The following is a 23713-nucleotide window of genomic DNA, read 5'->3' as shown; positions in this document are numbered from 1 at the left end:
CCGAACGTGCCTCAGAGGGTGGGCACGACGGGCAGCGTGAGGGCGCCGACGACGTTCGCCGTCGTCGAGGCGGCGCCGTCGAGCGTGCCCGACAGGGTGTCGGTGAGGCCCTCGGTGCCGCTGGTGCCGCTGGTGCCGCTGGTGCCGCCGGTGCCGCCGGTGCCGCCGCTCGTGCTGCCGGAGGTGCCGGACGATCCCGATTCGCTCGAGCCGCCCGTGGTTCCGGTCGGGCGCGGACGGACGGGTCCCGTCGGGCGCGTCTTGGACGCCGGGGCCGTGGGGGTGCTCGTGGCGAGCGTGGCCTGCGGGACGACCTCGGACGTGCCCGTCGGGGTGGGAGTCGGCGTGGCCGTCGGCGTCGCGGTCGCCTTCTTCCCGCCCTTGGTGCCGGCGGCAGGCTTCTTGCCGTTGTTCGTCGCCCGCGGCGTGCCGGTCTGGCCCCCGCCGGCCGCGGTGCCGCCCTGCGGGTTGCCGACCTGGCCCTTGCCGACCTGGCCCTTGCCGACCTGACCGTTGCCGACCTGGCCCTTGCCGACCTGACCGTTCGCGACCGGACGACCGCCCGCCGCACCGGCGACGGCTCCGGGCATGCCGTTGATCCCCGCAGCAGCCGCGCGGCCCTGGGCGACGACCACCGCGGCGGGCAGCAGCACGATCGTGCCGTCCTCGGCGCGCGCGAGGACGAGTCCCTTGGCCTCGGTGGTGCCCGAGGTCTGCGGGAGGCCGAGTCGCGCGAGCAGCGCGCTGGGGCTGTCGCTCCGGGCGCTCTCGTCCATCTTCCTGACGATGCGGGCGCGGTCGGCCTGGCTCGGACCGTTGGTCGGGAGCGTGACGGCCGCCGCGACCCCGGCGCCGGACGCTGCGACCGCGAGGGCGGCGAAGGCCCCGAGGTAGCGGTGCTTGTTGGCGATCCGTCGGCGCCCGGTGCGCGAGGGCAGCGGGGTGTCGGCGTGGGCCGCGAGGGCACCGAGCAACGTGGCGACCGGCTCGGACCCGGCGTCCACGCGGCCGGCGAGGCGGTCGAGCAGCAGGTCGTCGGCGATGAGGTCGCTCAGGGGAGACAGGTCGTTCACGCGACGTCACCCGCCCCGGCCTCGGCGACCATCGCGCGTAGCCTCGTCAGAGCCCGGTGCTGGGCGACGCGGATCGCGCCGGCGGACATGCCGAGCGCGGCCGCGGTCTCGTCGGTGCTCATGCCGACGGCGACGCGCAGCGTGAGGATCTCGCGCTGCGCGCTGGGCAGCTGCTGCATGAGGGCCATCGCCGTGGCGGCGTCGTCGCGCATGACGGCGACGGACTCGGGCGACGGACCGTCGTCGGGTCCGTCGGGGACGTCGGCGACGGGTGAGGGTCCGCGCATCGCGGCACGCTGGGCGTCGGCGAGCTTGCGGGAGGTGATGGTGTAGACGAACGCCTCGAAGGGCAGCCCGCGCTCCTGGTAGGTCGGCAGGGCGGTCACGACGGCCATGCACACCTCCTGAGCGACGTCCTGGGCTGTGTCCTCGGCGCCGAAGCGGCCGAGGCGGACGCGGGAGTACCGCAGGGCCATGTCCCTGACGCGCGCCAGCAGCACGTCGCGCGCGTTGTCGTCACGCGCGGCGAGGGCCACGAGCTCACGAAGCGATGGAGCGTCCATCCGCTCCATCGCACCAACGCCGCCGGGTGTTACGCCGGCGTGCGTGGACCAACCAAGACCCATGTGAGTCCTCGTCCCCCCGAACTGTTGTCTGTGCAGGCGACGCCTTCGTCTGCGCCGCCGTCGGTGCTCGCCCAGAGCGGGGCCATGGTAGTGCGAACGGACCCCTCGGGACGAGTTCGGATGGTCGGATCCGCCTCCTTGGACGAGCATGCCATCCAGATGGCAATTCTTGAACAAGTCCTTAAGATTCCGCTCTTTATCCGTGATCGCGTGCCCGGTTAGCGTCGATTCCGCGGCCCCGCGACCCACCACACGCACCGAGCGGGCCGGTACGACACGGCGGGCACCCCCGCCCGACCGAGAGACGAGTTCATGGCCGAGATCACCCGCCTGCCCGGACCGGTAGCCGACCTCTGGGACTGGCAGCTGGACGGGGCCTGCCGAGGCGTCAGCCCCGAGGTCTTCTTCCACCCCGAGGGCGAGCGCGGACCACGCCGTCGCAACCGGGACGCCCAGGCCAAGGCCGTGTGCGCCGCCTGTCCCGTCGTGGCCCAGTGCCGCTCGCACGCCCTCGAGGTCCGCGAGCCGTACGGCGTCTGGGGCGGGCTGACCGAGGCCGAGCGCGAGGTCCTCTACGACGGCATCCAGGAGGCCTCCTGACCGTCTGACGGTCGCCGGCACACGCCGCCGACGACCGACGCAGCCGCTCGACCGGACCGCGAGACACGACGGGGTCGCGGAGGTCGAGACGCAGCGAGGGCCGCTCCCCGTCGGGGAGCGGCCCTCGCTGTCGTGCCGGGGCGTGGGACCAGGGCCCGTGAAGGACCCCGGTCGTATGCCGTGTCGCGCGGTCGGTCAGTGACCGTGACCGTGGCCGTGACCGCCGGCCGCCGGCTCCTCGTCCTCGGGCTTGTCGACGACGAGCGTGTCGGTCGTGAGGATCATCGACGCGATGGACTCGGCGTTGCGCAGCGCGGAACGGGTGACCTTGACCGGGTCGATGACGCCCGCGGCGATGAGGTCGCCGTACTCGCCCGTCGCCGCGTTGAGGCCCTGGCCGATGGGCAGCTCGGCCACCTTGGAGGTGACGACGTAGCCCTGGAGGCCGGCGTTCTCGGCGATCCAGCGCAGCGGCTCGGCGACGGCCTTGCGCACGATGGACGCGCCAGTGGCCTCGTCACCGGTCAGCTCGAGGGCGTCGATGGCCGACGCGGCGTGGATGAGGGCGGTGCCGCCACCGGCGACGATGCCCTCCTCGATGGCCGCGCGGGTCGCCGAGATGGCGTCCTCGATGCGGTGCTTCTTCTCCTTGAGCTCGACCTCGGTGTGCGCGCCGACCTTGATGACGCAGACGCCACCGGCAAGCTTGGCGAGGCGCTCCTGGAGCTTCTCGCGGTCCCAGTCGGAGTCGGTGCGCTCGATCTCGGCCTTGATCTGGTGGACGCGGCCGGAGACCTCGCCCTCCTCGCCGTTGCCGTCGATGATCGTCGTGTTGTCCTTGGTCAGGACGACGCGGCGGGCCTGGCCGAGGACGGTCAGGTCGGCCTGGTCGAGGCTGAGGCCGACCTCGGGCGCGATGACCTGGCCACCGGTGAGGATGGCGATGTCCTGGAGCATGGCCTTGCGGCGGTCGCCGAAGCCGGGGGCCTTGACGGCCGCGACGTTGAAGGTGCCGCGGATCTTGTTGACGACGAGCGTCGAGAGGGCCTCGCCGTCGACGTCCTCGGCGATGATGAGCAGCGGCTTGCCGGACTGCACGACCTTCTCGAGGACCGGGAGCACCTCGGCGACCGAGGAGATCTTGCCCTGGTTGATGAGCACGTAGGCGTCCTCGAGGACGGTCTCCATGCGCTCGGTGTCGGTGACGAAGTACGCCGAGAGGTAGCCCTTGTCGAACTGCATGCCCTCGGTGAACTCGAGCTCGGTCGCCGTCGTCGAGGACTCCTCGACGGTGATGACGCCGTCCTTGCCGACCTTGTCGAACGCCTCGCCGATGAGGCCACCGAGGGTGGCGTCCTGGGCGGAGAGCGTGGCCACGGAGGCGATCTCGTCCTTGCCGTCGACCTCGCGGGCGTTCTCGAGGAGGCGGTCGTTGACCGCGGTCACGGCCTTGTCCATGCCGCGCTTGAGCGCGGCCGGGGCGGCACCCGCGGCGACGTTGCGCAGGCCCTCCTTGACCATGGCCTGGGCGAGCACGGTCGCGGTCGTCGTGCCGTCACCGGCGACGTCGTTGGTCTTGGTCGCGACCTCCTTGGCGAGCTGGGCGCCGAGGTTCTCGTAGGGGTCCTCGAGCTCGATCTCGCGGGCGATGGTCACGCCGTCGTTCGTGATCGTGGGGGCGCCCCACTTCTTGTCGATGACGACGTTGCGGCCCTTCGGGCCGAGCGTCACCTTGACGGCGTTGGCGAGCGCGTCAACGCCGCGCTCGAGCGACTTGCGGGCGGAGTCGTCGAACTCCAGCTGCTTGGCCATGGTGTTCCTTTGGCTCGGGTTGCTTTGTGGTTCTTGGGAATCCGGGCATCTGCGAGCATGCCCGGTCAAACGAGACGCACCCCGGGGAGACCCCAGCGGGGCTCACCGGGGTGCGATCACGGCATACGGCTGGGTCAGCCGACGATGGCGAGGACGTCGCGGGCCGAGAGGATCAGGAACTCCTCGCCGCCGTACTTGACCTCGGTGCCGCCGTACTTGCTGTAGATGACCTTGTCGCCGACCTTGACGTCGAGCGGGACGCGCTCGGTGCCGGTGTCGTTGAAGCGGCCGGGGCCGACAGCGAGGACCTCGCCCTCCTGGGGCTTCTCCTTGGCCGTGTCCGGGATGACGAGGCCGGAAGCAGTGGTCTGCTCGGCCTCGAGGGACTTGACGACGATGCGGTCTTCGAGCGGCTTGATGGAAACCGACACGGTGGTGACCTTCCCTTCGGGACAGTCGGAAAACTGACTACGGACTGTGGGCTCTTCGAGGCTGGCCGCCGTCGCGGGGGTCGACCTCCCTCGATGAGGGTGCTGGCACTTTCAGGTCGAGAGTGCCAACAAGATGAAATCTAGGTTTGTCATTAGCACTCGGTCAAGTCGAGTGCCAGATTCGTCGGCGCGCCGCGTCCCGGACGGGGGCACCCACCGGCGCTGGCAGGATGAGGCCATGGATGCCGCCATGGTCGATCGCCTCTCCGCAGGTGAGGGCTGGGCCCTGCTCCAGTCGCTGCCTCCCTACGACGAGGACGGCTCGCTGCACCTGCAGGGCCGGCTGCGCGAGGCGGGCTTCGCGGCCGACCTCGTCGCGGCCGCGATGACCCAGTCGCGGCTGCGCTCGCGGGGGACCGAGAAGTTCGGCGACTTCGCCGCCGGCATGCTCTTCACCTCCGACGGGCTCGAGCAGTCGACGCGCCTCGCCATCGCCGCACGGCACGCGCACCGGTATGCCGCCGCCGGGGTCCGCGACGTCTACGACCTCGGGTGCGGGCTGGGCGCCGACGCCATGGCGTTCGCCGGGTTGGACCTGACAGTTCACGCCGTCGACGCCGACGACACGACCGCCCGCGTCGCCGCGGTCAACCTGCGCCACTGGCCGTCAGCCCGGGTGACGCACGGGCTCGCCGAGGACGTACGCCTGCCGCAGGGCGAGGGGCGACGTCACCTCGGGCTGTGGCTCGACCCGGCCCGCCGCGTCACCGGCGTGGCCGACATCAGCGGGCGCACGAAGCGCGTCTTCTCGCTCGACGCGATCTCGCCGTCGTGGTCACAGGTGCTCGACTTCGCGGCGCAGGTGCCGGCGACGGGGGCCAAGCTCTCCCCCGCGTTCCCGCACGGCTCGGTCCCGTCGGGGGCGGAGGCGCAGTGGACGTCGTGGCACGGCGAGGTGCTCGAGTGCGCAGTCTGGTGGGGACCGCTCGTCGCGACCGCCGGACGGACCGCCGCCGTGTGCACCGAGACCTCGACCTCCGTCGTCACGGATCAGGATGCGGTCGACGGCGGCCAGAGGCCCGGCCTCGGTTCGGTGACCGACATCGGCGAGTGGCTCTACGAGCCGGACCGGGCCGTCATCCGGGCCGGGCTCACGGGGGCGCTCGTGGCGGCCGTCGACGGCGCCGAGCTCGCGACGGGCGTCGGCTACGTCTCGAGCGGCGTCGCGCGCGAGCTGCCGTGGGCGCGGCGCTTCCGGGTCGTCGAGGCGATGCCCCTGTCGACGAAGCGCCTCGCCCGCTGGCTGCGCGATCACGGCCACGACCGGGTCACCATCAAGAAGCGCGGCGTGACCCTCGACGCCGACCTGCTGCGCCGGCAGCTGAAGATGACCGGCCGGGGCAAGGGTGGCTCCGAGGCGACGCTCGTCCTGACACGCGTCGGCGGCGGCCAGGTCGCCCTCGTCGTCACCCCCGCCTGACCGGCAGCCCCGGCTGACCGGCGCCCAGGCTGCCAAAGCGACCGCCACCGCTCGCGGCGGGAGCGTCGGCGGGCGTCCGTCTCCGACGTGGCGTTCCAGCGTCAGCGGCCCGCCGCCGATGCCGCTCCCGGCAACGGACGCCTCGTCGCTCCTCGACCGAGCGCGACGGCCGTCACGGGCTTCAGGCGATGGCGGCGTAGAGCGCGTGCAGGGCGCTCCACGTGGCGTCCCAGTCCGCCATCGCAGCATCCGCGACGTCCGACTCCAGGCGACGCACGTAGGTGTCCCAGCCCGCGGCATACCCCGCTGCCTGGGCGCCGCTGAGCCGCTCGTGCCGCAGGTGCAGACGGGCGCCCTCCCCGTCGGCGATGACCTCGGCGGTGACGACCGACCGCACGTCGCCGATCGGCCACTCCCAGACGAGCCGGCTCGGCGCCTCGCACACCACCACGCGGCACACCGGGGTGTCGGCGTCGTCGAAGTGGATGGTGAAGTCGCCACCGGGTCGCAGCTCCCCCTGGACGGGGGCGAACCAACGCGCGAGGCGGCCGGGCTCGGTGCACGCCCGCCAGAGGTCGTCGGGCGACGTCGCGTAGTGCCGGTCGAAGACGACCGCCACCTCCTCGCCGTCGCGCTCGATCCGGCCCAGCACCTGCGTCAGCTCGCTCATCGGTGTCCCTGTCCCTGTCGTCGGGCCCGCGCGCCGCGGGCGATCTCGGTGTCGAGGGCGTCGAGGCGCTGCCCCCAGAACGAGCGGACCTCGCGGCACCACTGCTCGACCTCGTCGAGGGCGCCCGGCGGGAGCCGGTAGACCCGCCGTTGCCCGACGGACTCGGCCTCGACGACGCCGGCCTCCCGCAGCACCCGCAGGTGCCTCGAGATCCCGGGCCGCGAGGCATCGAAGAGCGCCGCGACCTCGCCGGCCGTCAGCTCCTCACGGGCGAGGTGCTCGACGATGGTCCGCCGCGTCGGGTCGGTCAGTGCTTCCCAGGTCCCGCTCACGAGCACAGAGCAACTCGCTCGTTACGTAACACACAAGGTACGCCTTGCGGCTCAGAGCGCGGCGTCCGGCTGTGCCCCGACCCAGCGCACGGCGGCCGCGCCGGCCGCGTTGGCCGCCTCGAGGGCGGCCTGACGGTCCGCTCCCACGGCGAGCGCCGCCGCGAGCGCCCCGCAGAACGCGTCCCCGGCACCGACCGTGTCACCGAGGTCGCGCTTCGCCACGGGTATGCCGTCCACGCCGTCCATCCCCCAGCGCGCGCCCGCTGCCCCGAAGGTCACGAGCAACGACTCCGGCACGAGGTCGGAGTCGGACAGGTCGCGCATCTCCGACTCGTTGACGACGACCGGGTCGGCGAGCGCGATGACGTCGGGCGGGAGGGCGGCATACGGCGCGAGGTTGAGGACGACCCGGGCTCCTGCGGCGTGGGCCGCGCGAGCGGCGTCGGCCACCGTCGCGAGGTCGACCTCGAGCGAGCAGAGCAGCACGTCGTCGGGTCCGAGCCCTCCGGCCTGCTCGACGAGCGCCCGGTCACACTCACCGTTGGCGCCGGCCACGACGATGATCGAGTTCTCGCCCTGCTCGTCGACGGTGATGAAGGCCGTGCCGGTCGGGGCGCTTCCGCTCGTCGACACCGCTGCGGTGTCGATGCCGAGACCGGTGAGGCGGTCGAGGTAGGCCCGGCCGGGTCCGTCGTCGCCGACCCGGGCGAGCATCGAGACGGCGGCCCCGGCCCGAGCGGCAGCCGCGGCCTGGTTGCCACCCTTGCCACCGGCATATGTGCCCCCTGCCTCACCGAGGAGGGTCTCCCCGGGCACCGGGTGCCGCTCGACGAGGATGACGACGTCGACGTTGAGCGAGCCGAGGACCGCGACGCGGCCCATCAGCGCTCGCCCGCCCGACCGAGCACGGTGTCGGCCCAGAGCCGTGCGTAGCGGGGACCGTCGACCTCGAGCGCCACGTCGACGCGCACCGGCGCCTCGCCGTGCGGGTCGTGGGCCATGTCGCCGCTCCAGTCACGCCGGTCGACGATGGTGCGTCCCCGTGACCACGTGCCGGCGAGCTCGACGCGCAGCGGCAGCGGTTCGGTCCGGATCCCGGCCCGGTCGATGACGACGCAGACGGCGCCGGCGTCACCGATGGTCGACGCCGCCCGGTCGAAGCGGGCGTTCTGGAAGCGGATCAGGCTGCCCGCGAGCTCGGCAGGGCCACGCCCACCCACGGCGACCAGCTGGTCGGCCAGCTCGCCCGACACGACCGGCTCGTAGAAGACGTCGAGGCCGTACATCGTCACCGGGATGCCGAGGTCGGCCGCGGCGTCGAGGGCGATCGCCGCCGCCTCGGGGTCGTGGAAGACGTTGAACTCCGCCGACGCCGTCGCGTTGCCGACGTTGGCGGCGCCGCCCATGAAGACGATCTCGGAGATGCCCGACACGACGTCCGGATAGGTCCGCAGCAGCAGGGCGATGTTCGTCAGCGGCGCCAGGGGCACGAGCGTGATCGGCCGGTCCTCCGCCGCGGCCTCACGGCAGACGTCCCGGAGCAGCTCCACGGCGTGGCGCGGGTCGGCCTTCATGGCGGCGGGCGGCCAGTGCAGGTCGCCCATGCCGTCGTCCCCGTGCACGTGGCGGGCGTCGACGGGCGGCTCCAGCAGGGGGCGCTCGGCACCACGGGCCACCGGGACGTCGGTGCGTCCTGCGGTCTCGAGGACGAGCAGCGTGTTGCGCACGACGTCGTCGACGGGGGCGTTGCCCCCGACGCACGACACGGCGCGCAGGTCGAGGGCCGGGTGCAGGGCGGCGAGGAGCAGGGCGCACGCGTCGTCGACTCCGGTGTCGACGTCGAGCACGATGGGGGTGGGTTCGGTCGTCACAGCGGCAACGTACCGGTCGGGTGGCCGCCGCGGCCCCGCTGGGGACGACCGGCGTCCGACGATAGGCTCGAACGATGCGCCCGAGCCACAGCCGACGCCGCCCGTCCATCGCCCGGGGGGCCGTCCTCGCGGTCGCCGTGACGTCCCTCGTGACCGCCTGCTCCTCCGCCCCGCCGGCAGCCGGGCCCACCGCGACGGGCACCACGACCGTCCCCTCCACCTCGGCATCGAGCGCGCCCACGACGGTACCGCCGACGAGCGCCACCCCGTCGACGACGACCACTCCCGCCGCCACGACCAGCACACCGTCGACGCCCTCCTCGTGCGCACCGGCGATCGTCGCCGGCATGGACGACGACGAACGCGCGGGGCAGCTGCTCATGGTCGGCCTCGACAACGGGGCGAGCCGCACGAGCCTCGACGCTCTCGTGGCCCGGCGCCACCTCGGCGGGGTCATCCTGCTCGGCGGCTGGGACGGCGGCACCGAACGCGTCCGCGCGACGACCCGACACCTCGCGGCGCTCGCCTCGAAGGAGGACACCGCGGGCCTCGGCCTGCTCGTCGCCGCCGACCAGGAGGGCGGGGCCGTGCAGCAGCTGCGTGGCGACGGCTTCAGCCGCATGCCGTCCGCCCGCGTCCAGGACCAGGGCTCGGCCAGCGCCCTCACCGCCGACGCCACCCGGTGGGCCGACCAGCTGCGCACCGCGGGCATCAACGTCAACCTCGCGCCGGTCGCCGACACGGTGCCGACGTCGATCGGGCGCGACAACGGGCCGATCGGTCAGTACGACCGTCAGTTCTCGAGCGACCCAGAGCGCAACGCGCGCATGGTCGGTGCCTTCATCGCCGGCATGCGCGCGGGTGGCATCGCCTCGACCGTCAAGCACTTCCCCGGCCTCGGCCGCATCACCGGCAACACCGACGTCACGTCACGCGGCATCACCGACCGCACGACGACCGTCGACGACCCCTACCTCGAGCCGTTCCGCACCGGCATCCAGGACGGCGTCGAGCTCGTCATGGTCGGCTCGGCCATCTACAGCCGCATCGACCCGGGCACCAACGCCGTCTTCTCGAGGCCGATCGTCACCGACCTGCTCCGCGACCGGCTCTCCTACGACGGGGTCGTCATCACCGACGACGTCGGCGCTGCGAAGGCCGTCGCCGACGTGCCCGTCGGAGCGCGCGCCACCCGCTTCATCGAGGCCGGTGGTGACATCACCCTGACCGCCCGCCCGGCCACGGTGCCCGCCATGCACGACGCCATCACGAAGAAGATGAACGCGAGCCCCGCCTTCGCGAAGCAGGTCCAGACCGCCGCGACGAGAGTCGTCGACCTCAAGCTCAGGATGGGCCTGGCCCGCTGCCCGTAGGCCCAGACAGCAACACCCAGACCGCGGCCCCGACCCAGTCACCAGCCCCACCGAACCCCACCCTCCCAGGCGTGAGCCGACGACCAAGGGTGGGTGCAGATCAGCTGCAGCCGGTCACACCCCGCCAGCACGAGAGGGCCTCGGGCGGGTCCAGGAGGCGCACGCAGGGTGCGCAGTACAACAGGCCGGGAGGTGGGCAGCCGTTCGTCCGCGCGGCATCGAAGGCGGCACCGTGTCCCTGCAAGGCCACGTGCCCGCATACGCCGCCTTCGCTCCACGCCGCGCGGGCGAGCGGGTGCCCGCCGACACCACGTCGCGGGCGCAGCGCCCACGACCCAGCCACGCGGGCCGGGACGTCACCTACGCCTGGACGAGGGTGACCGGCATCGACGAGTCGGTGGGAAGTCCGAGGTCGCTGGGCTCGCGCCCCTTCGCCACCATCTGCGCCCCGAGAGCCGCGACCATAGCCCCGTTGTCGGTGCAGAGTCCGGGGCGCGGGACGCGAAGTGTGACGCCGGCCTTGGCGCACCGCTCCTCGGCGAGCGCGCGCAGGCGCGAGTTCGCCGCGACCCCGCCGCCGATGAGCAGGTGGTCGACGTCGTGCTCCTTGCAGGCGAGCAGGGCCTTGCGGGTGAGGACGTCGACGACGGCCTCCTGGAAGCTGGCGGCGACGTCCTCGACCGGCACGGCCTCGCCGGCGCGCTGTCGCGTCTCGACCCACCGCGCGACGGCGGTCTTGAGCCCCGAGAAGGAGAAGTCGAAGCGGTGCCGCTCCATGTCGCGCCCGGTGGTGAGCCCTCGTGGGAAGTCGATGGCGATCCGGTTGCCTTCTCGCGCAGCGCGATCCACGTGCGGCCCTCCGGGGAAGGGCAGTCCGAGCACGCGCGCGACCTTGTCGAAGGCCTCACCGGCGGCGTCGTCCATCGTCGAGCCGAGCGAGCGGACGTCGTTGGTGACGTCGGGCACGAGGAGCAGCGAGGAGTGCCCGCCGGAGACGAGCATCGCCATCGTCGGCTCGGGCAGCGGCCCGTGCTCGACGATGTCGACGGCGACGTGCGAGGCGAGGTGGTTGACGCCGTAGATCGGCTTGCCGAGGGCGAGCGCCAGGGCCTTGGCCGAGGCGACGCCGACGAGCAGCGCACCCGCGAGACCGGGACCCGAGGTCACCGAGATGGCGTCGAGGTCACGGAGCTGGACGCCCGCCTCACGACACGCGCGCTCGATCGTCGGCACCATGGCCTCGAGGTGGGCGCGGCTCGCGACCTCGGGCACGACGCCACCGAAGCGGGCGTGCTCCTCGACGCTGCTCGCGACGGTGTCGACGAGGAGCGTCTGGCCGCGCACGATGCCGACACCGGTCTCGTCGCAGGACGTCTCGATGCCGAGGACGAGGGGCTCGTCGCTCATGCGTCTCCCTTCGTGACGAGGAGGCGCATGACGAGCGCGTCCACGTTGCCTGGTTGGTAGTAGCGGCTGCGCACCGAGATGACCTCGAAGCCGGCGCGGTCGTAGAGGCGCCGCGCCGCGTCGTTGTCGGCGCGCACCTCGAGCAGCACCGCGTCCACCCCTCGCAGCGTCGCCCGGCGGACGAGCTCGTCGAGCAGGAGCCGCCCCGTGCCACGGCCCTGGTGGCCGGGGCTGGTGGCGATGGTCATGACGTCGGCGACGTCCCCCGCGACGTCGAGGCCGGCATACCCGGCGATCGTGCCGTCGGGCGTCGTGGCGACGACGTAGTCGCGACGCGGGCGCCCGGCGAGCTCGCTCCACCACGTGGCCTCGGACCACGCGTCGTCGGCGAAGAGCTGCTGCTCGAGCGTCGCGAGGTGGGCGAGGTCGGTCCACTGGAGGTCGCGCAGCACGACCTCCTCGCCGGGGTTCGTGTGCGGCTGCGCCACGGTCATCCGAGGGTCGACTTCGTCGAGGGCGGCGCGGGTGCCGCGTCGGGTCGACGCAGGTAGAGCGGCTCGAGCCCGTCGAAGCCGTGGCCGGGATCGACCCCCTGCAGCTCACCGGAGGCCGGTGCGGTCTCGCCCAGTCGGCGCACCGCGAGGTCGGCGAGCGCTCCCCCGCTGACGTCGAGCGGTGCCACGGCGCGCGGGAGCGCCTCTGCGTAGAGGGAGGGACCACGACCTGCGGTCGGCAGGGCGCGGGTCGCAGCCGGCAGGTCGGCCGCGCGGGACACTGCGGGCTCGGTCACGCGGTCGGCGCGGTGGTCCCCGAGGACGTACGCGGCGGCATACACCTCCTTGCGGCGGGCGTCGGTCGCGACGAGCAGGTCACCGCGCCGGCCCCCCAGCCACGCCTCGTGCGCGATGGCGTCGAGACTCGTCAGGCCGCGCACGGGAAGGCCGAGCGCGAAGGCGAAGGTGCGACCGGTGACGATTCCGACACGCAGGCCGGTGAACGGGCCCGGGCCGATGCCGACGACGACGTCGGTGACGTCGCCGGGCTCTGCGCCGGCCGAGGCGAGCGCGTCGCGGATGTTGGGGGCGAGGTGCTCGGCGTGCGCCCGGGCGTCGAGCGTCGAGACCTCCGCAACGACCGAGGTGCCGTCGTGCAGGCCGACGGCGATGGCGGTCGTGGAGGTGTCGATCGCGAGCAGGAGCACGTCGGTCAGGCTATCCGAGCACCCGCCGGGTCCCCGAACCCGCACGCGCTTGCCGTCCGCCCGGCTCACGCGGACGGGTCAGGTCAGGTCGGGTCGGGTCGCCGGCGCCACGGCCTCGAGGACGTCGTCCCACCGTTCGCCCACTCCCACCAGCCGCGCCGTGCGCACGTCGTCACCGGTGACCGTCAGCTCGAGCCGCGTGTCGCTCAGCTGCTCGGCGAGACCTGCGCCCCACTCGACGACCGTGACACTCGCGTCGAGGTCGGCGTCGAGGTCGAGGTCGTCGAGCTCGAGGGCGCTGCCGAGGCGGTAGGCGTCGACGTGGACGAGCAGCGGGCCGCCGACGAGCGACGGGTGCACCCGCGCGATGACGAAGGTCGGCGACGTGATCGGCCCGCGCACCCCGAGCCCCTCGGCGATGCCCTGGGTCAGCGTCGTCTTGCCGGCACCGAGGTCGCCGGTGAGGACGAGGACGTCGCCACCGCGCAGCAGGGCGCCGAGCCGTCGGCCGAAGTCCTGGGTGTCGTCAGTGGTGGCCCAGCGCACCTGGCGCTCCACCTGGTCACGCCCCCTTGGTGCGCGCCTGCTTGCCGCGGCCGGACCGGACGAGCTCGGCGGCCTCCTTCTCGAGGCGGCGCTGGCGGCGGTTCTTGGCGACGTCGGTGACGATGCGGCGCACCCGCGGCTGCTGGGCGACGTCGATCTGCTCGGCTCGCGCCCGCGCCGACTGGTCGACGAGCTGGACGAGGTGCGCGTTGAGCAGGTCGGGGTGCTCGAGCATGATGACGTGCCCGGCGTCGTTGACGACGATGTGCTCTGCGCCCGGGATGCCCTCGACGATGAGCTCGCTGTGCGACGGCGGCGTGAGGATGTCGTCGCGCCCGTTGAAGACGAGGACGACGGCGTGCCGGAACTCGAGCAGCGCGGGCCGCTTGTCGAAGCCGTCGAACGTCTGGAGGTAGTCGTTGACGACGTCGAGGGGCGTGCTGAGGAGGATGTCGCTCGTGTAGCGCACGACAGAGCGCGGCACCGGCGAGGCGAACGAGTTCTGCTCGACCATGAAGTGCTCGATGTCTCGGCCGACGCGTCGGATCCGGGTGAAGAGCTCGGGCCGGTGGCTCAGCGGGCCGAGCACGCCCGGTCCGAGGCGCTCGAGCATGAGGCGGCCGAGGGTCGCGGTGCGCCCGCCGTTGGCGAGCATGATGCCCCCCGGGCTCGTCGCGACGAAGGCGGCGCCGACGACCCGGTCGACGACCAGGCGCGGGTGATGCTCGCCGAGCGCGAGCATCGTCATGCCGCCCATCGAGTGGCCGACGAGGACGATGTCGCCCTCGGGCACGAGCTCTCTGATGACGGTGTGGAGGTCCTGACCGAGCCGGTCGATCGTGTAGCTGTCCTTCTCGCCGCGTCCCGAGCGGCCGTGGCCGCGCTGGTCCCAGCTGACGACGCGGTAGCCAGCCTCCTTGAGGGCCCGGCGTTGGTAGACCCAGCAGCGCAGGCTGAGGCAGTAGCCGTGGGTCAGCACGATGGTGGGCAGCTCGTCGGGACGGCCGTGGCGGGTGGTGCCGTCGGCGGCCGCGGCGGCTGCGGCCGCGGCCGGGAGGTCGATCTCGACGTGGAGCGGGACGCCGTCGTCGGTGAGGACGACGTGCTCCTCGTCGGGGGTGATCTCGAGCAGCTCTGGGGTCTCGAGAGCGGCCATCGCCGCGCGGTGCTTGCCCGCACGGTCGGCGGCGATGCCGGCCGCCACACCCGCGGCGACACCGAGGGTCGCGGCGGCGATGCCGATGACGGGGTTGCGACGCGGGCTCATGCGTCGGCCTCCGAGCCGCCGACGTAGAGCCTCGGCACGCGGGCCCCGAGCCGCGTCACGATCTCGTAGCTGATGGTGTCGGTCGCGTCGGCCCACTCCTGAGCCGTCGGCTCGCCCGGGGCGCCACCGAAGAGCGTGACGACGTCACCGGCCTGCGCCGTGGACCCCGGTCCGAGGTCGACGACGAACTGGTCCATGCAGACGCGCCCGGCGATGGTGGTGCGCCGGCCGTCGACGAGGAGCGGCCCGACGTTGGTCGCGTTGCGGGGGACGCCGTCGGCGTAGCCGGCGGGCACGAGCCCGACGACGGTGTCGACGTCCGGGACGTACGCGTGGCCGTAGCTGATCCCCTGTCCCGCGGGGAGCGCCTTGACGAGGGCGAGGCGCGCACGGAGGGTCATGACCGGACGCAGCCCGAAGTCGTCGTCGACCTGGGGCACCGGCGTCAGGCCGTACATCGCGATCCCGGGGCGCACGAGATCGGCGTGCGCCGACGGGTGCACGAGCGTCGCGGCTGAGTTCGCGAGGTGGCGCAGCTCGGGTCGCAGGCCGGCCTGCTCGGCCTCGGTGACGGCCTCGAAGAAGCGCTCCTGCTGCGCGAGGACCGTGGGGTGCTCGGGCGAGTCGGCGTGGGCGAAGTGGGTCCACACGCCGACGACCGAGACGGCACCCTCCTCCTCGAGGTGACGCGCGTGCTGCACGAGCGTGGTCCAGTCCCCGCCGTAGGCTCCCCCGCGCCCGAGGCCGGTGTCGACCTTGAGGTGCACACGGGCGACGCTCCCGAGCGCGGACGCGGCGGCCGCGATCTCGTCGAGGACCCACGGCGCCGAGGCCGAGAGGTCGATGTCGCGTCGGATGGCGCCGCCGACGTCCGATCCGGGCACCGTGAGCCACGTCAGCAGCGGCGTCGTGAGGCCCGCGTCGCGCAGCGCGAACGCCTCGGCGAGCTGGGCCGCGCCGAGCCAGGTGGCGCCGCCGCGCACCGCTGCACGCGCGACGGGCAGCAGGCCGTGCCCGTAGGCGTCCGCCTTGACGACGGCCATGAACTGGGAGCCGGGAGCGAGGGCGCGCAGCGTGCGCACGTTGGCCTCGAGCGCGCCGAGGTCGATCTCGGCCCACACCGTCAGGCCGTGGGTCTCCGGCGCCGCGGGGCGTGCGGCCGCCGTGGGCGTCGCGGTCCGCTCGGCGTCGGAGGCGTCGATCTGGCTCATCGGTTCAGTCTCGCAGTTCGTGTGGGAGGTCCGGGTGCAGGGCCACGCGTGCAGGGCGCGCGGGCCGGCTCAGCCGGGCGCGGACCGTCCCCGGGCCAGCAGGTCGCGCACCGTCGGTCGTATGCCGTGGGCCACCGCGAGCGCCCGCAACGGGCCGCCGCCGGAGACCCGGTCGGCGGTGACGCCGTGGACGAGCGCGCCGAGCGAGGCCGCGTCGAGCGGGGACAGCCCCGCCGCGAGCAGGGCCCCGATGACGCCGGAGAGCACGTCACCGGCTCCGGCCGTGGCGAGCCACGGCGGCGCATCGGCCTGGGAACGCACGGGCAGGTCGCCGTGGCTGACGACGAGCGTCGTGGCTCCCTTGAGCAGCACGGTGCCGCCGATGAGCCCGGCGAGGTCCCGGGCGGAGCGCAGTGGCTCGGCCTGGACGTCGGCGGCGGTGATCTCGAGCTCGCCTGGCTCGGCGCCGGGCCGGACCATCCGTGCCAGCAGGCGGCCGAGCTCTCCCGCGTGCGGTGTGACCACGGTCGGCGCGTCGCGCCAGCCCTCGATGAGGTCGAGCCCGCCCGCGTCGATGACGACGGGCAGGTCGGAGGCAAGGGCGGCCCGGGCCACCGCCACCTGGGCCTGCGCCTCCGGGTCGGTGCTCTCGACGTCGAGGCCCGGGCCGATGACCCAGGCCTGGACCCGACCGTCGCCCATGACCGCCTCGGGCACGGCCTGGTGCACGAGACCCACCGGGGTCGGCGTGCCGACGTAGCGGAGCATCCCGACGCCGGCCTCGGCAGCCGACGTCGCGCACAGCACGGCTGCGCCGGGGTAGGCCTCGCTCCCTGCCACGACGCCGAGGACGCCGCGGGAGTACTTGTCGTCACCCCGTCCGGGGACGGGCCACAGCTCGGCGACGTCGTCCCAGGTCAGGCGCTCGACGGCCGCAGGCACCTCGTCGACGTCGATCCCGATGTCGACGACCGTGAGCCGGCCGGTCGCGGCCTCTCCCGCCGGGAGCAGGTGCACGGGCTTCGGGGTGCCGAAGGTGACGGTCTCGTCGGCCCAGACGGCGTCGTCCTCGCCGGACTCACCCGCGGGGTCGAGCCCGCTGGCGAGGTCGACGGCGAGCACCCACGCGTCGTCGTCCACCGCGTCCACGAGGTGAGCGGCCTCGGGCCGGAGGCCGGGGCGACCACCGATGCCGACGATGCCGTCGAGCACGAGGTCGGCCTCGGCGACGACGTCGGCGGCAGCGGCCGGGTCGTCGGCGGCGACGTGGACCATGACACCGGCTGCCTCGGCGACCTCGAGGCCTCCCGGGTGGACGCCCGCACGGCCCGAGGCCGGCACGAGCACCACGGCGCAGGCGAAACCCGACTCCGCGAGGTGGGCGACGGCATACAACGTGTCGCCGCCGTTGTCGCCGGCGCCGATCAGCCCGACGACGGTCGTGCCCTCGACGTCGGCGAGGCGGGCCACCGCGACCTCGGCGAGCCCGAGTGCCGCCCGGGACATGAGCTCACCCTCGGGGAGCTGCGCCTGGGCGGCGGCCTCGGCGGTGCGGACCGCGTCGACGGAGTGCGCGCGGATCATCAGCCCTCCGCGATGACGACGGCCGACGCCACGCCGGCGTCGTGCGACAGGGACACGTGGAAGGAGTCGACGCCGAGGTCGGTGGCCCGCGCGAGAACGGTGCCGCCGATCTCGAGCGTGGGGCGGCCGTCGTCGTTCGTCACGACCCGGGCATCGGTCCAGTGCAGGCCCACGGGCGCACCGAGCGACTTGGCGAGCGCCTCCTTCGCGGCGAACCGCGCCGCGAGCGAGGCGATGCCGAGGTGGCGCTCCTCGAGCGTGAAGAGCCGCTCGCGCAGCGCCGGGGTGCGCTCGAGGGTGGACTCGAAACGCGCGATGTCGACGACGTCGATCCCGACCCCGACGATCACGTCACTCGACCGTGACCGACTTGGCGAGGTTGCGCGGCTGGTCGACGTCGAGGCCCTTGGCCGTCGAGAGCCACAGCGCGAAGACCTGGAGCGGCACGACGGTGAGCAGCGGCGCGAGCAGTGACGACGTCGCGGGCACCCGGATGACCTCGTCGGCGAAGGGCTCGACGGAGTCGTCGCCCTCCTCGGCGATCACGAGGGTGCGGGCGCCGCGCGCGCGGACCTCCTGGATGTTGCTGACGACCTTGCCGTGCAGGCCGTGCTCGCTCGTCGGCGACGGCACGACGACGAAGACGGGCTGGCCGGGCTCGATGAGCGCGATCGGGCCGTGCTTCAGCTCGCCGGCCGCGAAGCCCTCGGCGTGGATGTAGGCGAGCTCCTTGAGCTTGAGCGCGCCCTCCATGGCGATCGGGTAGCCGACGTGGCGCCCGAGGAAGAGGACCGAGCGGGTGTCGGCCATGAACTTGGCGATCTCCTTGACGCGGCCCATCTGGCCGAGCAGGGTCTCGATCTTGGCGGGGACGCCGCTCAGCTCCTTCATGACCGACTGCGCGTCGTCGGCGAACGAGCCGCCGCGCAGCTGCGCGAGGTAGAGACCGAGGACGTAGCAGGCGGTGATCTGGGCGAGGAACGCCTTGGTCGAGGCCACCGCGATCTCGGGGCCCGCGTGCGTGTAGAGCACGGCGTCGGACTCGCGCGGGATCGTCGAGCCGTGCGTGTTGCACACCGAGACCGTGATGGCACCGAGCTCGCGGGCGTGCTTGACGGCCATGAGGGTGTCCATCGTCTCGCCGGACTGGCTGATCGAGACGACGAGGGTGCGCTCGTTGACGATGGGGTCGCAGTAGCGGAACTCGTGGGCGAGGGCGACCTCGACGGGGATGCGCGTCCAGTGCTCGATGGCGTACTTCGCGACCATGCCGGCGTACGCGGCGGTGCCACAGGCCACGATCGTGATGCGGTCGATGGAGCGGAGCTGCTCCTCGGAGATGCTCATCTCGTCGAGGACGAGCCGGCCCTCGGCGTCGGTGCGCCCGAGGAGCGTGTCGGCGACGGCGTGCGGCTGGTCGTGGATCTCCTTCTCCATGAACGTCGCGTAGCCGCCCTTCTCGGCAGCCGCGGCGTCCCACGTGACCTCGTAGGCCTTGCCCTCGGCGGGCGTACCGTCGAAGTTGATGACACTGGCACCCTCGGGCGTGATCGTGACGATCTGGTCCTGGGCGAGCTCGAGCGCGTGGCGCGTGTGACCGATGAAGGCCGCGACGTCGGAGCCGAGGTAGTTGGCGTCGTCGCCGAGGCCGACGACGAGCGGGCTGTTGCGGCGGGCGCCGACGACGACACCGGGCTGGTCGGCGTGGATCGCGAGGAGCGTGAACGCGCCCTCGAGCTCGGCGACGACGGCGCGCATGGCGTCGGTCAGGTCCTGCTCGCGCTCGTAGGCGGCGGCGACGAGGTGGGCGACGACCTCGGTGTCGGTCTCGCTCGTGAACTCGACGCCGTCGGCCTGCAGGCCCTTCTTCAGGCTGTGGAAGTTCTCGATGATGCCGTTGTGGATGAGGGCGAGCTTGCCGTCCTTGCCACCGCGGTGCGGGTGGGCGTTCTGGTCGGTGGGGCCGCCGTGCGTGGCCCAGCGGGTGTGGCCGATGCCGGTCGTCGACGACGGCATCGGGTCGGCCTCGAGCTCGGCCGTCAGGTTGGCCAGCTTGCCCGACTTCTTGCGCGTCTCGACGTGGTCTCCGTCGATGAGCGCCACGCCGGCCGAGTCGTAGCCGCGGTACTCCAGACGCGCCAGACCCTCCATGACGACGTCGAGCGCCGTTCCGTCGTCGGTCCGCCCGACGTATCCCACGATTCCGCACATGGGGTCCAGCCTAAGGGACCGTCCGGGGGCCCAATGCCACCCCCGGCGGTGGCGTCCGCAAGAATGTCGCTCGTGTCGGAGCCATCCAGCGGTACCGGCGGGAACGGCGGCAACGGCGCCAACGGGACCGCGATCCCGTCGCCGTACGTCGAGTTCGACCGGGCCGCGTGGTCCCGGTTGCGCGAGAACCACCCCCTCAACCTCGACGACGCCGACCTCGCGCGACTGCGCGGCCTCGGTGACCGCGTCGACCTCAACGAGGTCGAGGAGGTCTACCTCCCGCTCTCGCGCCTGCTCAACTTCTACGTGGGGGCCACCCGCCAGCTCCACCAGGTGACGAGCGACTTCCTCGGCGAGCGCCCGGCCAAGACGCCGTTCGTCATCGGCGTCGCGGGCTCGGTCGCCGTCGGCAAGTCGACGACGGCCCGCATCCTGCGCGAGATGCTGGCCCGCTGGCCCGACACGCCGCGCGTTGCGCTCGTCACGACCGACGGCTTCCTCTTCCCCAATGCCGAGCTCGAGCGCCGGGGCATCCTGCAGCGCAAGGGCTTCCCCGAGTCCTACGACCGTCGTGCCCTGCTCCGCTTCGTCGCCGAGATCAAGTCCGGCCGGGCCGAGGTCACGGCCCCCGTCTACTCGCACCTGACCTACGACATCGTCCCGGGCGAGCGCATCGTCGTGCGCCAACCCGACGTGCTCATCGTCGAGGGCCTCAACGTGCTCCAGGCGCCGGAGGTGCACCCCGTGCGCGGGACCGGTCTCGCGGTCAGTGACTTCTTCGACTTCTCGGTCTACGTCGACGCGTGGGTCGACGACGTGCGCAAGTGGTACGTCGAACGCTTCCTGCGGCTGCGCGAGACGGCGTTCTCGGACCCCGACTCGTACTTCCACCGGTATGCCGTGCTGTCCGACGACGAGGCGGTCGCGACCGCCAACCGGATCTGGCGCGAGATCAACGGCCCGAACCTCGTCGAGAACATCCTCCCGACGCGCTCACGGGCGAGCCTCGTGCTGTCCAAGGGCGACAACCACGAGGTACGCCGGGTGCGGCTCCGCAAGATCTGACCGACGGCCCTGGCCGCAGCCTCGGGCCGCCCTGCCCACGACGCACGTATGCCGTGTGGCGCGCTGCCGCTGGGAGCCGGCCACACGGCATACGGCTGGGTCAGGTCAGTACCAGTGCGGCGAGCGCGCCTGCCACGTGGACCAGGCGTTGCACGGGTTGCCGTAGGACATCTCGATGTACCAGAGACCCCACTTGATCTGGGTCAGCGGGTTGGTGCGGTAGTCGGCACCGAACTGCGACATCTTGCGGGCGGGCAGGGACTGCGGGATGCCGTACGCGCCCGAGCTGGGGTTCTCGGCGAACCAGCGCCAGTCGCTCTCGCCGGTCCAGAGGTTGACGAGGCAGTTGTACTGCGCGTCGCTCGTCCAGCCGTGGTCGGCCATGAGGACGCGGGCGGCGGCCTGCGGGTCGTCCTTGGCGTTGTCGATGGCGCGCTGGCGCTCCTTGGCGCGCTCGGCCTTGGCGGCCTCCTCGCGGGCCAGCACGGCCTGCTTGGCGGCTTCCTTCTTCTTCTTGGCCTCGAGCTCCTTGGCCGTGCGCAGGCCGGTGGCCGCGATGGCGGTGCGGCGCTCGTTGCGTGAGACGGAGGCGGCGGCGCGGTAGGTCGTGTCGACCGTCGAGGCGCGGGCCAGCTCGTCGGTCTGGGCGACGACGCCGCTGCCGACGACGAACGCGGCCGCGTCGGCGCCGATGAGGTTCGTGGCCTTGGCGTAGGCGAACCCCGAGGCGCCGAGACCGAGGGCGAGTGCGCCGGCGAGGATGGGTCGGCCGACGTGACGCCGGCGCGCCGAGGGCTTGTGGTGTCGGCTGCTGCGCGTTCCGTGCGCCTGGGCCGACGACGAGCGGCGGGCGTCGGGGCCCGCAGCGGTCTTGGCGGAGGCGGCGCGGTCAGCGGCCGGGGTGACGGGGATGGCACGCGTCGGGTCGAAGGCCCGGCGGGCCCCCTGGGTCGCACCCTTCGCGTCTGGAGCACCTGACGCGACTGCCGCGCCGGTCGAGCCGTGGCTCGCCGGGCGGGGGCTGCGGGGGACGGCCGGAGCCGTCTCGGGGTGGACGCGGCCGGACCGCGCCGAGGGTGTGGCGGGGTTCGGGCGCGGAGCGGTCGAGGGAGCCGGTGCGTTGCGGTGCCGGCCTTCATACCGTGCCATGAACAGACGTCACGCCTTCCTGTGTCGAGGGGAGTGCCCGGCGCGCGCGTCTGCGGGCGCTGGCCCGTCGACGGCTGCGCCCGACGTGTGGTGGTGACCCGGCCGGTTGCGCTCACACCCCGAGGCGAGCGTTACCGTTCCGAGATCTTTCAACCTCACACGGTGCCATTCGACCGCCCCGCGGGGCAAGTCGGCATCCACCGTCGAGGGGTGATCCAAGGGTCGTGGCGAGTGGCCCAGCGCACAGCGTCCCCGAGCTGCGTGCTCGGGGAGCGCCGTGCGGTCTGTGACTCAGGTCACATCTCGAGACCTTCGAGCATGTCGGTGACGAGCGCCGCGATCGGGCTGCGCTCGCTCCGCGTCAGCGTGACGTGGGCGAAGAGCGGGTGCCCCTTGAGCTTCTCGATGACGGCGGCCACGCCGTCGTGCCGTCCGACGCGCAGGTTGTCACGCTGGGCCACGTCGTGGGTCAGCACGACCTTGCTGTTCTGGCCGATGCGCGACAGGACGGTGAGGAGCACGTTGCGCTCGAGCGACTGGGCCTCGTCGACGATGACGAACGCGTCGTGGAGCGAGCGTCCGCGGATGTGCGTCAGCGGCAGGACCTCGAGCAGGCCGCGGTCCATGATCTCCTCGACGACCTCCGTCGAGACGAGCGCCCCCAGGGTGTCGAAGACCGCCTGGCCCCACGGGTTCATCTTCTCCTGCTCGGTGCCGGGCAGGTAGCCGAGCTCTTGGCCACCGACGGCGAAGAGCGGGCGGAAGACGAGGACCTTGCGCTGGGCCCGGCGCTCCATGACCGACTCGAGGCCCGCACAGAGCGCCAGGGCCGACTTGCCGGTGCCGGCCCGACCGCCGAGGCTGACGATGCCCACATCGGGGTCGAGGAGCAGGTCGAGGGCGATCCGCTGCTCGGCGCTGCGGCCGTGCAGGCCGAACGCGTCACGGTCGCCGCGCACGAGCCGGATCTGCTTGTCGGCGCCGACCCGCCCCAGGCCGCTTCCCCGCGGCGAGAGCAGGACGAGACCGGTGTGGCACGGCAGCTCGGCGGCGCCGGCGTGCTCGATGCGGCCACGGTCGTAGAGCTGGTCGAGCTCCTCGCTGCTGACCTCGAGCTCCTGCAGCCCGGTCCAGCCCGAGTCGATGCCCTGCTCGTGGCGGTACTCCTCCGCCTCGAGACCGCAGGCCGAGGCCTTGACGCGCATCGGGAGGTCCTTGGACACGATGGTGACGTCGGCGCCCTCGTTGGCGAGGTTGCGGGCCACCGCGAGGATCCGGGTGTCGTTGTCGCCGAGGCGGAAGCCCGCCGGCAGCGAGGACGGGTCGGTGTGGTTGAGCTCGACGCGCAGTGTCCCGCCGTCGGTGCCGACGGCGACCGGCTTGTCGAGCCGGCCCTCGCTGACGCGCAGGTCGTCGAGCAGGCGCAGGGCCTGGCGGGCGAAGTAGCCGAGCTCGGGGTGGTGCCGCTTGCCCTCGAGCTCGGTCACCACGACGACCGGCAGGACGACCTCGTGCTCGGCGAAGCGGAGCATGGCCCGGGGATCGGACAGGAGCACCGACGTGTCGAGGACGTACGTCTTGTGCTCGGGCTCGCGTTCGCGGGCCGTCGTGCGCGTGGAGGCGCGAGTCGTGGCGCGTGTGGAGGCCGCGGCCGGCTTGGTGTTCGTGCTGGCGGGGTCCGACGTGACCTGACGGGTCGTACGAGCCATGTGCCACTCCCTACGCGGCGCGCGTCGCGCGCCTAATCGCTCCCGAGATGCCGGGCGGTGACCACCAGAGGGTGGCGCACTGCCCGACCCTCCGT

The 23713-nt window shown here is 72.9% G+C and carries 23 protein-coding genes; 4 read left to right on the top strand and 19 right to left on the bottom strand.

All coding sequences use genetic code 11. The annotated features are described in order from the left end of the window. Positions 1–11 precede the first annotated feature (11 nt). Both AB4Y83_RS13960 and AB4Y83_RS13955 read right to left on the bottom strand, forming a co-directional pair. A complete protein-coding gene (locus AB4Y83_RS13960) occupies positions 12–1073 on the bottom strand; it encodes a hypothetical protein (protein WP_442297245.1) in 1062 nt (353 codons plus the stop codon). Further along, the gene (locus AB4Y83_RS13955) at positions 1070–1636 is read right to left on the bottom strand and encodes a sigma-70 family RNA polymerase sigma factor (RefSeq protein ID WP_442273875.1); all 567 of its coding nucleotides are present in this window, start codon (positions 1634–1636) and stop codon (positions 1070–1072) included. The genes AB4Y83_RS13960 and AB4Y83_RS13955 overlap by 4 nt, the downstream gene beginning before the upstream one ends. Positions 1637–2011: 375 nt before the next feature. On the opposite strand from AB4Y83_RS13955, the gene AB4Y83_RS13950 reads away from it, so the two are divergent. After that, the gene (locus AB4Y83_RS13950) at positions 2012–2299 is read left to right on the top strand and encodes a WhiB family transcriptional regulator (protein WP_020144864.1); all 288 of its coding nucleotides are present in this window, start codon (positions 2012–2014) and stop codon (positions 2297–2299) included. A 195-nt stretch (positions 2300–2494) separates the two neighbouring features. Here the strand turns inward: AB4Y83_RS13950 and groL are convergent, their stop codons facing one another. Continuing rightward, positions 2495–4111 (bottom strand): chaperonin GroEL, encoded by a 1617-nt coding sequence (groL, locus tag AB4Y83_RS13945; RefSeq protein WP_056778228.1) that lies wholly within the window; start codon positions 4109–4111, stop codon positions 2495–2497. A 134-nt stretch (positions 4112–4245) separates the two neighbouring features. Then, positions 4246–4542: a co-chaperone GroES gene (groES, locus tag AB4Y83_RS13940; protein WP_020144866.1), complete on the bottom strand. Its 297-nt coding sequence runs from the start codon at positions 4540–4542 to the stop codon at positions 4246–4248. A 238-nt stretch (positions 4543–4780) separates the two neighbouring features. Here groES and AB4Y83_RS13935 point away from each other — a divergent pair, with 238 nt between their 5' ends. After that, the gene (locus tag AB4Y83_RS13935) at positions 4781–6022 is read left to right on the top strand and encodes a THUMP-like domain-containing protein (protein ID WP_442297244.1); all 1242 of its coding nucleotides are present in this window, start codon (positions 4781–4783) and stop codon (positions 6020–6022) included. A 181-nt stretch (positions 6023–6203) separates the two neighbouring features. Here AB4Y83_RS13935 and AB4Y83_RS13930 read toward each other — a convergent pair whose 3' ends face one another. From AB4Y83_RS13930 to AB4Y83_RS13915, 4 genes are read right to left on the bottom strand one after another with little or no spacing between them, the layout of a single operon-like run. Next, positions 6204–6692, bottom strand: a complete 489-nt coding sequence (locus AB4Y83_RS13930) for an SRPBCC domain-containing protein (protein ID WP_442297243.1) — start codon at positions 6690–6692, stop codon at positions 6204–6206. Beyond that, positions 6689–7024 carry a metalloregulator ArsR/SmtB family transcription factor gene (locus AB4Y83_RS13925; protein ID WP_442297242.1) on the bottom strand — a complete coding sequence of 112 codons (336 nt, stop codon included), beginning with the start codon at positions 7022–7024 and terminating at the stop codon, positions 6689–6691. Before AB4Y83_RS13925 ends, AB4Y83_RS13930 begins: the two co-directional genes overlap by 4 nt. A 51-nt stretch (positions 7025–7075) precedes the next feature. Continuing rightward, positions 7076–7906: a PfkB family carbohydrate kinase gene (locus tag AB4Y83_RS13920; RefSeq protein WP_442297241.1), complete on the bottom strand. Its 831-nt coding sequence runs from the start codon at positions 7904–7906 to the stop codon at positions 7076–7078. Further along, positions 7906–8895 carry a nucleoside hydrolase gene (locus tag AB4Y83_RS13915; RefSeq protein ID WP_442297240.1) on the bottom strand — a complete coding sequence of 330 codons (990 nt, stop codon included), beginning with the start codon at positions 8893–8895 and terminating at the stop codon, positions 7906–7908. Before AB4Y83_RS13915 ends, AB4Y83_RS13920 begins: the two co-directional genes overlap by 1 nt. 74 nt (positions 8896–8969) lie before the next feature. On the opposite strand from AB4Y83_RS13915, the gene AB4Y83_RS13910 reads away from it, so the two are divergent. Then, a complete protein-coding gene (locus tag AB4Y83_RS13910; protein ID WP_442297239.1) occupies positions 8970–10268 on the top strand; it encodes a glycoside hydrolase family 3 N-terminal domain-containing protein in 1299 nt (432 codons plus the stop codon). A 360-nt stretch (positions 10269–10628) separates the two neighbouring features. Here the strand turns inward: AB4Y83_RS13910 and tsaD are convergent, their stop codons facing one another. From tsaD to glmS, 9 genes are all read right to left on the bottom strand, one after another. Further along, positions 10629–11675: a tRNA (adenosine(37)-N6)-threonylcarbamoyltransferase complex transferase subunit TsaD gene (gene tsaD / locus AB4Y83_RS13905; RefSeq protein ID WP_442297238.1), complete on the bottom strand. Its 1047-nt coding sequence runs from the start codon at positions 11673–11675 to the stop codon at positions 10629–10631. Continuing rightward, positions 11672–12169, bottom strand: coding sequence for a ribosomal protein S18-alanine N-acetyltransferase (gene rimI / locus AB4Y83_RS13900; RefSeq protein WP_442297237.1), 498 nt, complete (start codon positions 12167–12169; stop codon positions 11672–11674). Before rimI ends, tsaD begins: the two co-directional genes overlap by 4 nt. Next, positions 12166–12876, bottom strand: coding sequence for a tRNA (adenosine(37)-N6)-threonylcarbamoyltransferase complex dimerization subunit type 1 TsaB (gene tsaB, locus AB4Y83_RS13895; protein ID WP_442273866.1), 711 nt, complete (start codon positions 12874–12876; stop codon positions 12166–12168). Before tsaB ends, rimI begins: the two co-directional genes overlap by 4 nt. A 78-nt stretch (positions 12877–12954) precedes the next feature. Then, the gene (tsaE, locus tag AB4Y83_RS13890; protein WP_442273865.1) at positions 12955–13434 is read right to left on the bottom strand and encodes a tRNA (adenosine(37)-N6)-threonylcarbamoyltransferase complex ATPase subunit type 1 TsaE; all 480 of its coding nucleotides are present in this window, start codon (positions 13432–13434) and stop codon (positions 12955–12957) included. 4 nt (positions 13435–13438) lie between these two features. After that, complete coding sequence (locus tag AB4Y83_RS13885) at positions 13439–14689, bottom strand: alpha/beta fold hydrolase (protein WP_442297236.1); 1251 nt, start codon at positions 14687–14689, stop codon at positions 13439–13441. Continuing rightward, complete coding sequence (gene alr / locus AB4Y83_RS13880; RefSeq protein WP_442273863.1) at positions 14686–15900, bottom strand: alanine racemase; 1215 nt, start codon at positions 15898–15900, stop codon at positions 14686–14688. Before alr ends, AB4Y83_RS13885 begins: the two co-directional genes overlap by 4 nt. A gap of 69 nt (positions 15901–15969) precedes the next feature. Continuing rightward, the gene (locus tag AB4Y83_RS13875; RefSeq protein WP_442297235.1) at positions 15970–17484 is read right to left on the bottom strand and encodes a bifunctional ADP-dependent NAD(P)H-hydrate dehydratase/NAD(P)H-hydrate epimerase; all 1515 of its coding nucleotides are present in this window, start codon (positions 17482–17484) and stop codon (positions 15970–15972) included. Beyond that, on the bottom strand, positions 17484–17834 hold the full coding sequence (locus AB4Y83_RS13870; protein ID WP_442297234.1) for a holo-ACP synthase: 351 nt from the start codon (positions 17832–17834) through the stop codon (positions 17484–17486). Before AB4Y83_RS13870 ends, AB4Y83_RS13875 begins: the two co-directional genes overlap by 1 nt. A 1-nt stretch (position 17835) precedes the next feature. Next, entirely contained in the window at positions 17836–19695 is a 1860-nt protein-coding gene (glmS, locus tag AB4Y83_RS13865; protein ID WP_442297233.1) for a glutamine--fructose-6-phosphate transaminase (isomerizing), read from the bottom strand. A gap of 63 nt (positions 19696–19758) precedes the next feature. On the opposite strand from glmS, the gene coaA reads away from it, so the two are divergent. Then, positions 19759–20760: a type I pantothenate kinase gene (gene coaA, locus AB4Y83_RS13860; protein WP_435986839.1), complete on the top strand. Its 1002-nt coding sequence runs from the start codon at positions 19759–19761 to the stop codon at positions 20758–20760. Positions 20761–20865: 105 nt separating this feature from the next. Here the strand turns inward: coaA and AB4Y83_RS13855 are convergent, their stop codons facing one another. Both AB4Y83_RS13855 and AB4Y83_RS13850 read right to left on the bottom strand, forming a co-directional pair. Further along, the gene (locus AB4Y83_RS13855; RefSeq protein WP_442297232.1) at positions 20866–21909 is read right to left on the bottom strand and encodes a lytic transglycosylase domain-containing protein; all 1044 of its coding nucleotides are present in this window, start codon (positions 21907–21909) and stop codon (positions 20866–20868) included. Between the two features lie 296 nt (positions 21910–22205). After that, a complete protein-coding gene (locus tag AB4Y83_RS13850) occupies positions 22206–23441 on the bottom strand; it encodes a PhoH family protein (protein WP_442274018.1) in 1236 nt (411 codons plus the stop codon). Positions 23442–23713 lie beyond the last annotated feature (272 nt).

It is taken from the genome of Terrabacter sp. RAF57 (genome assembly GCF_052113925.1).
Taxonomy (GTDB): domain Bacteria; phylum Actinomycetota; class Actinomycetes; order Actinomycetales; family Dermatophilaceae; genus Terrabacter.
The sequence above is the reverse complement of the archived record's forward strand: the minus strand, read 5'-3'. Positions and strand labels throughout refer to the sequence as shown.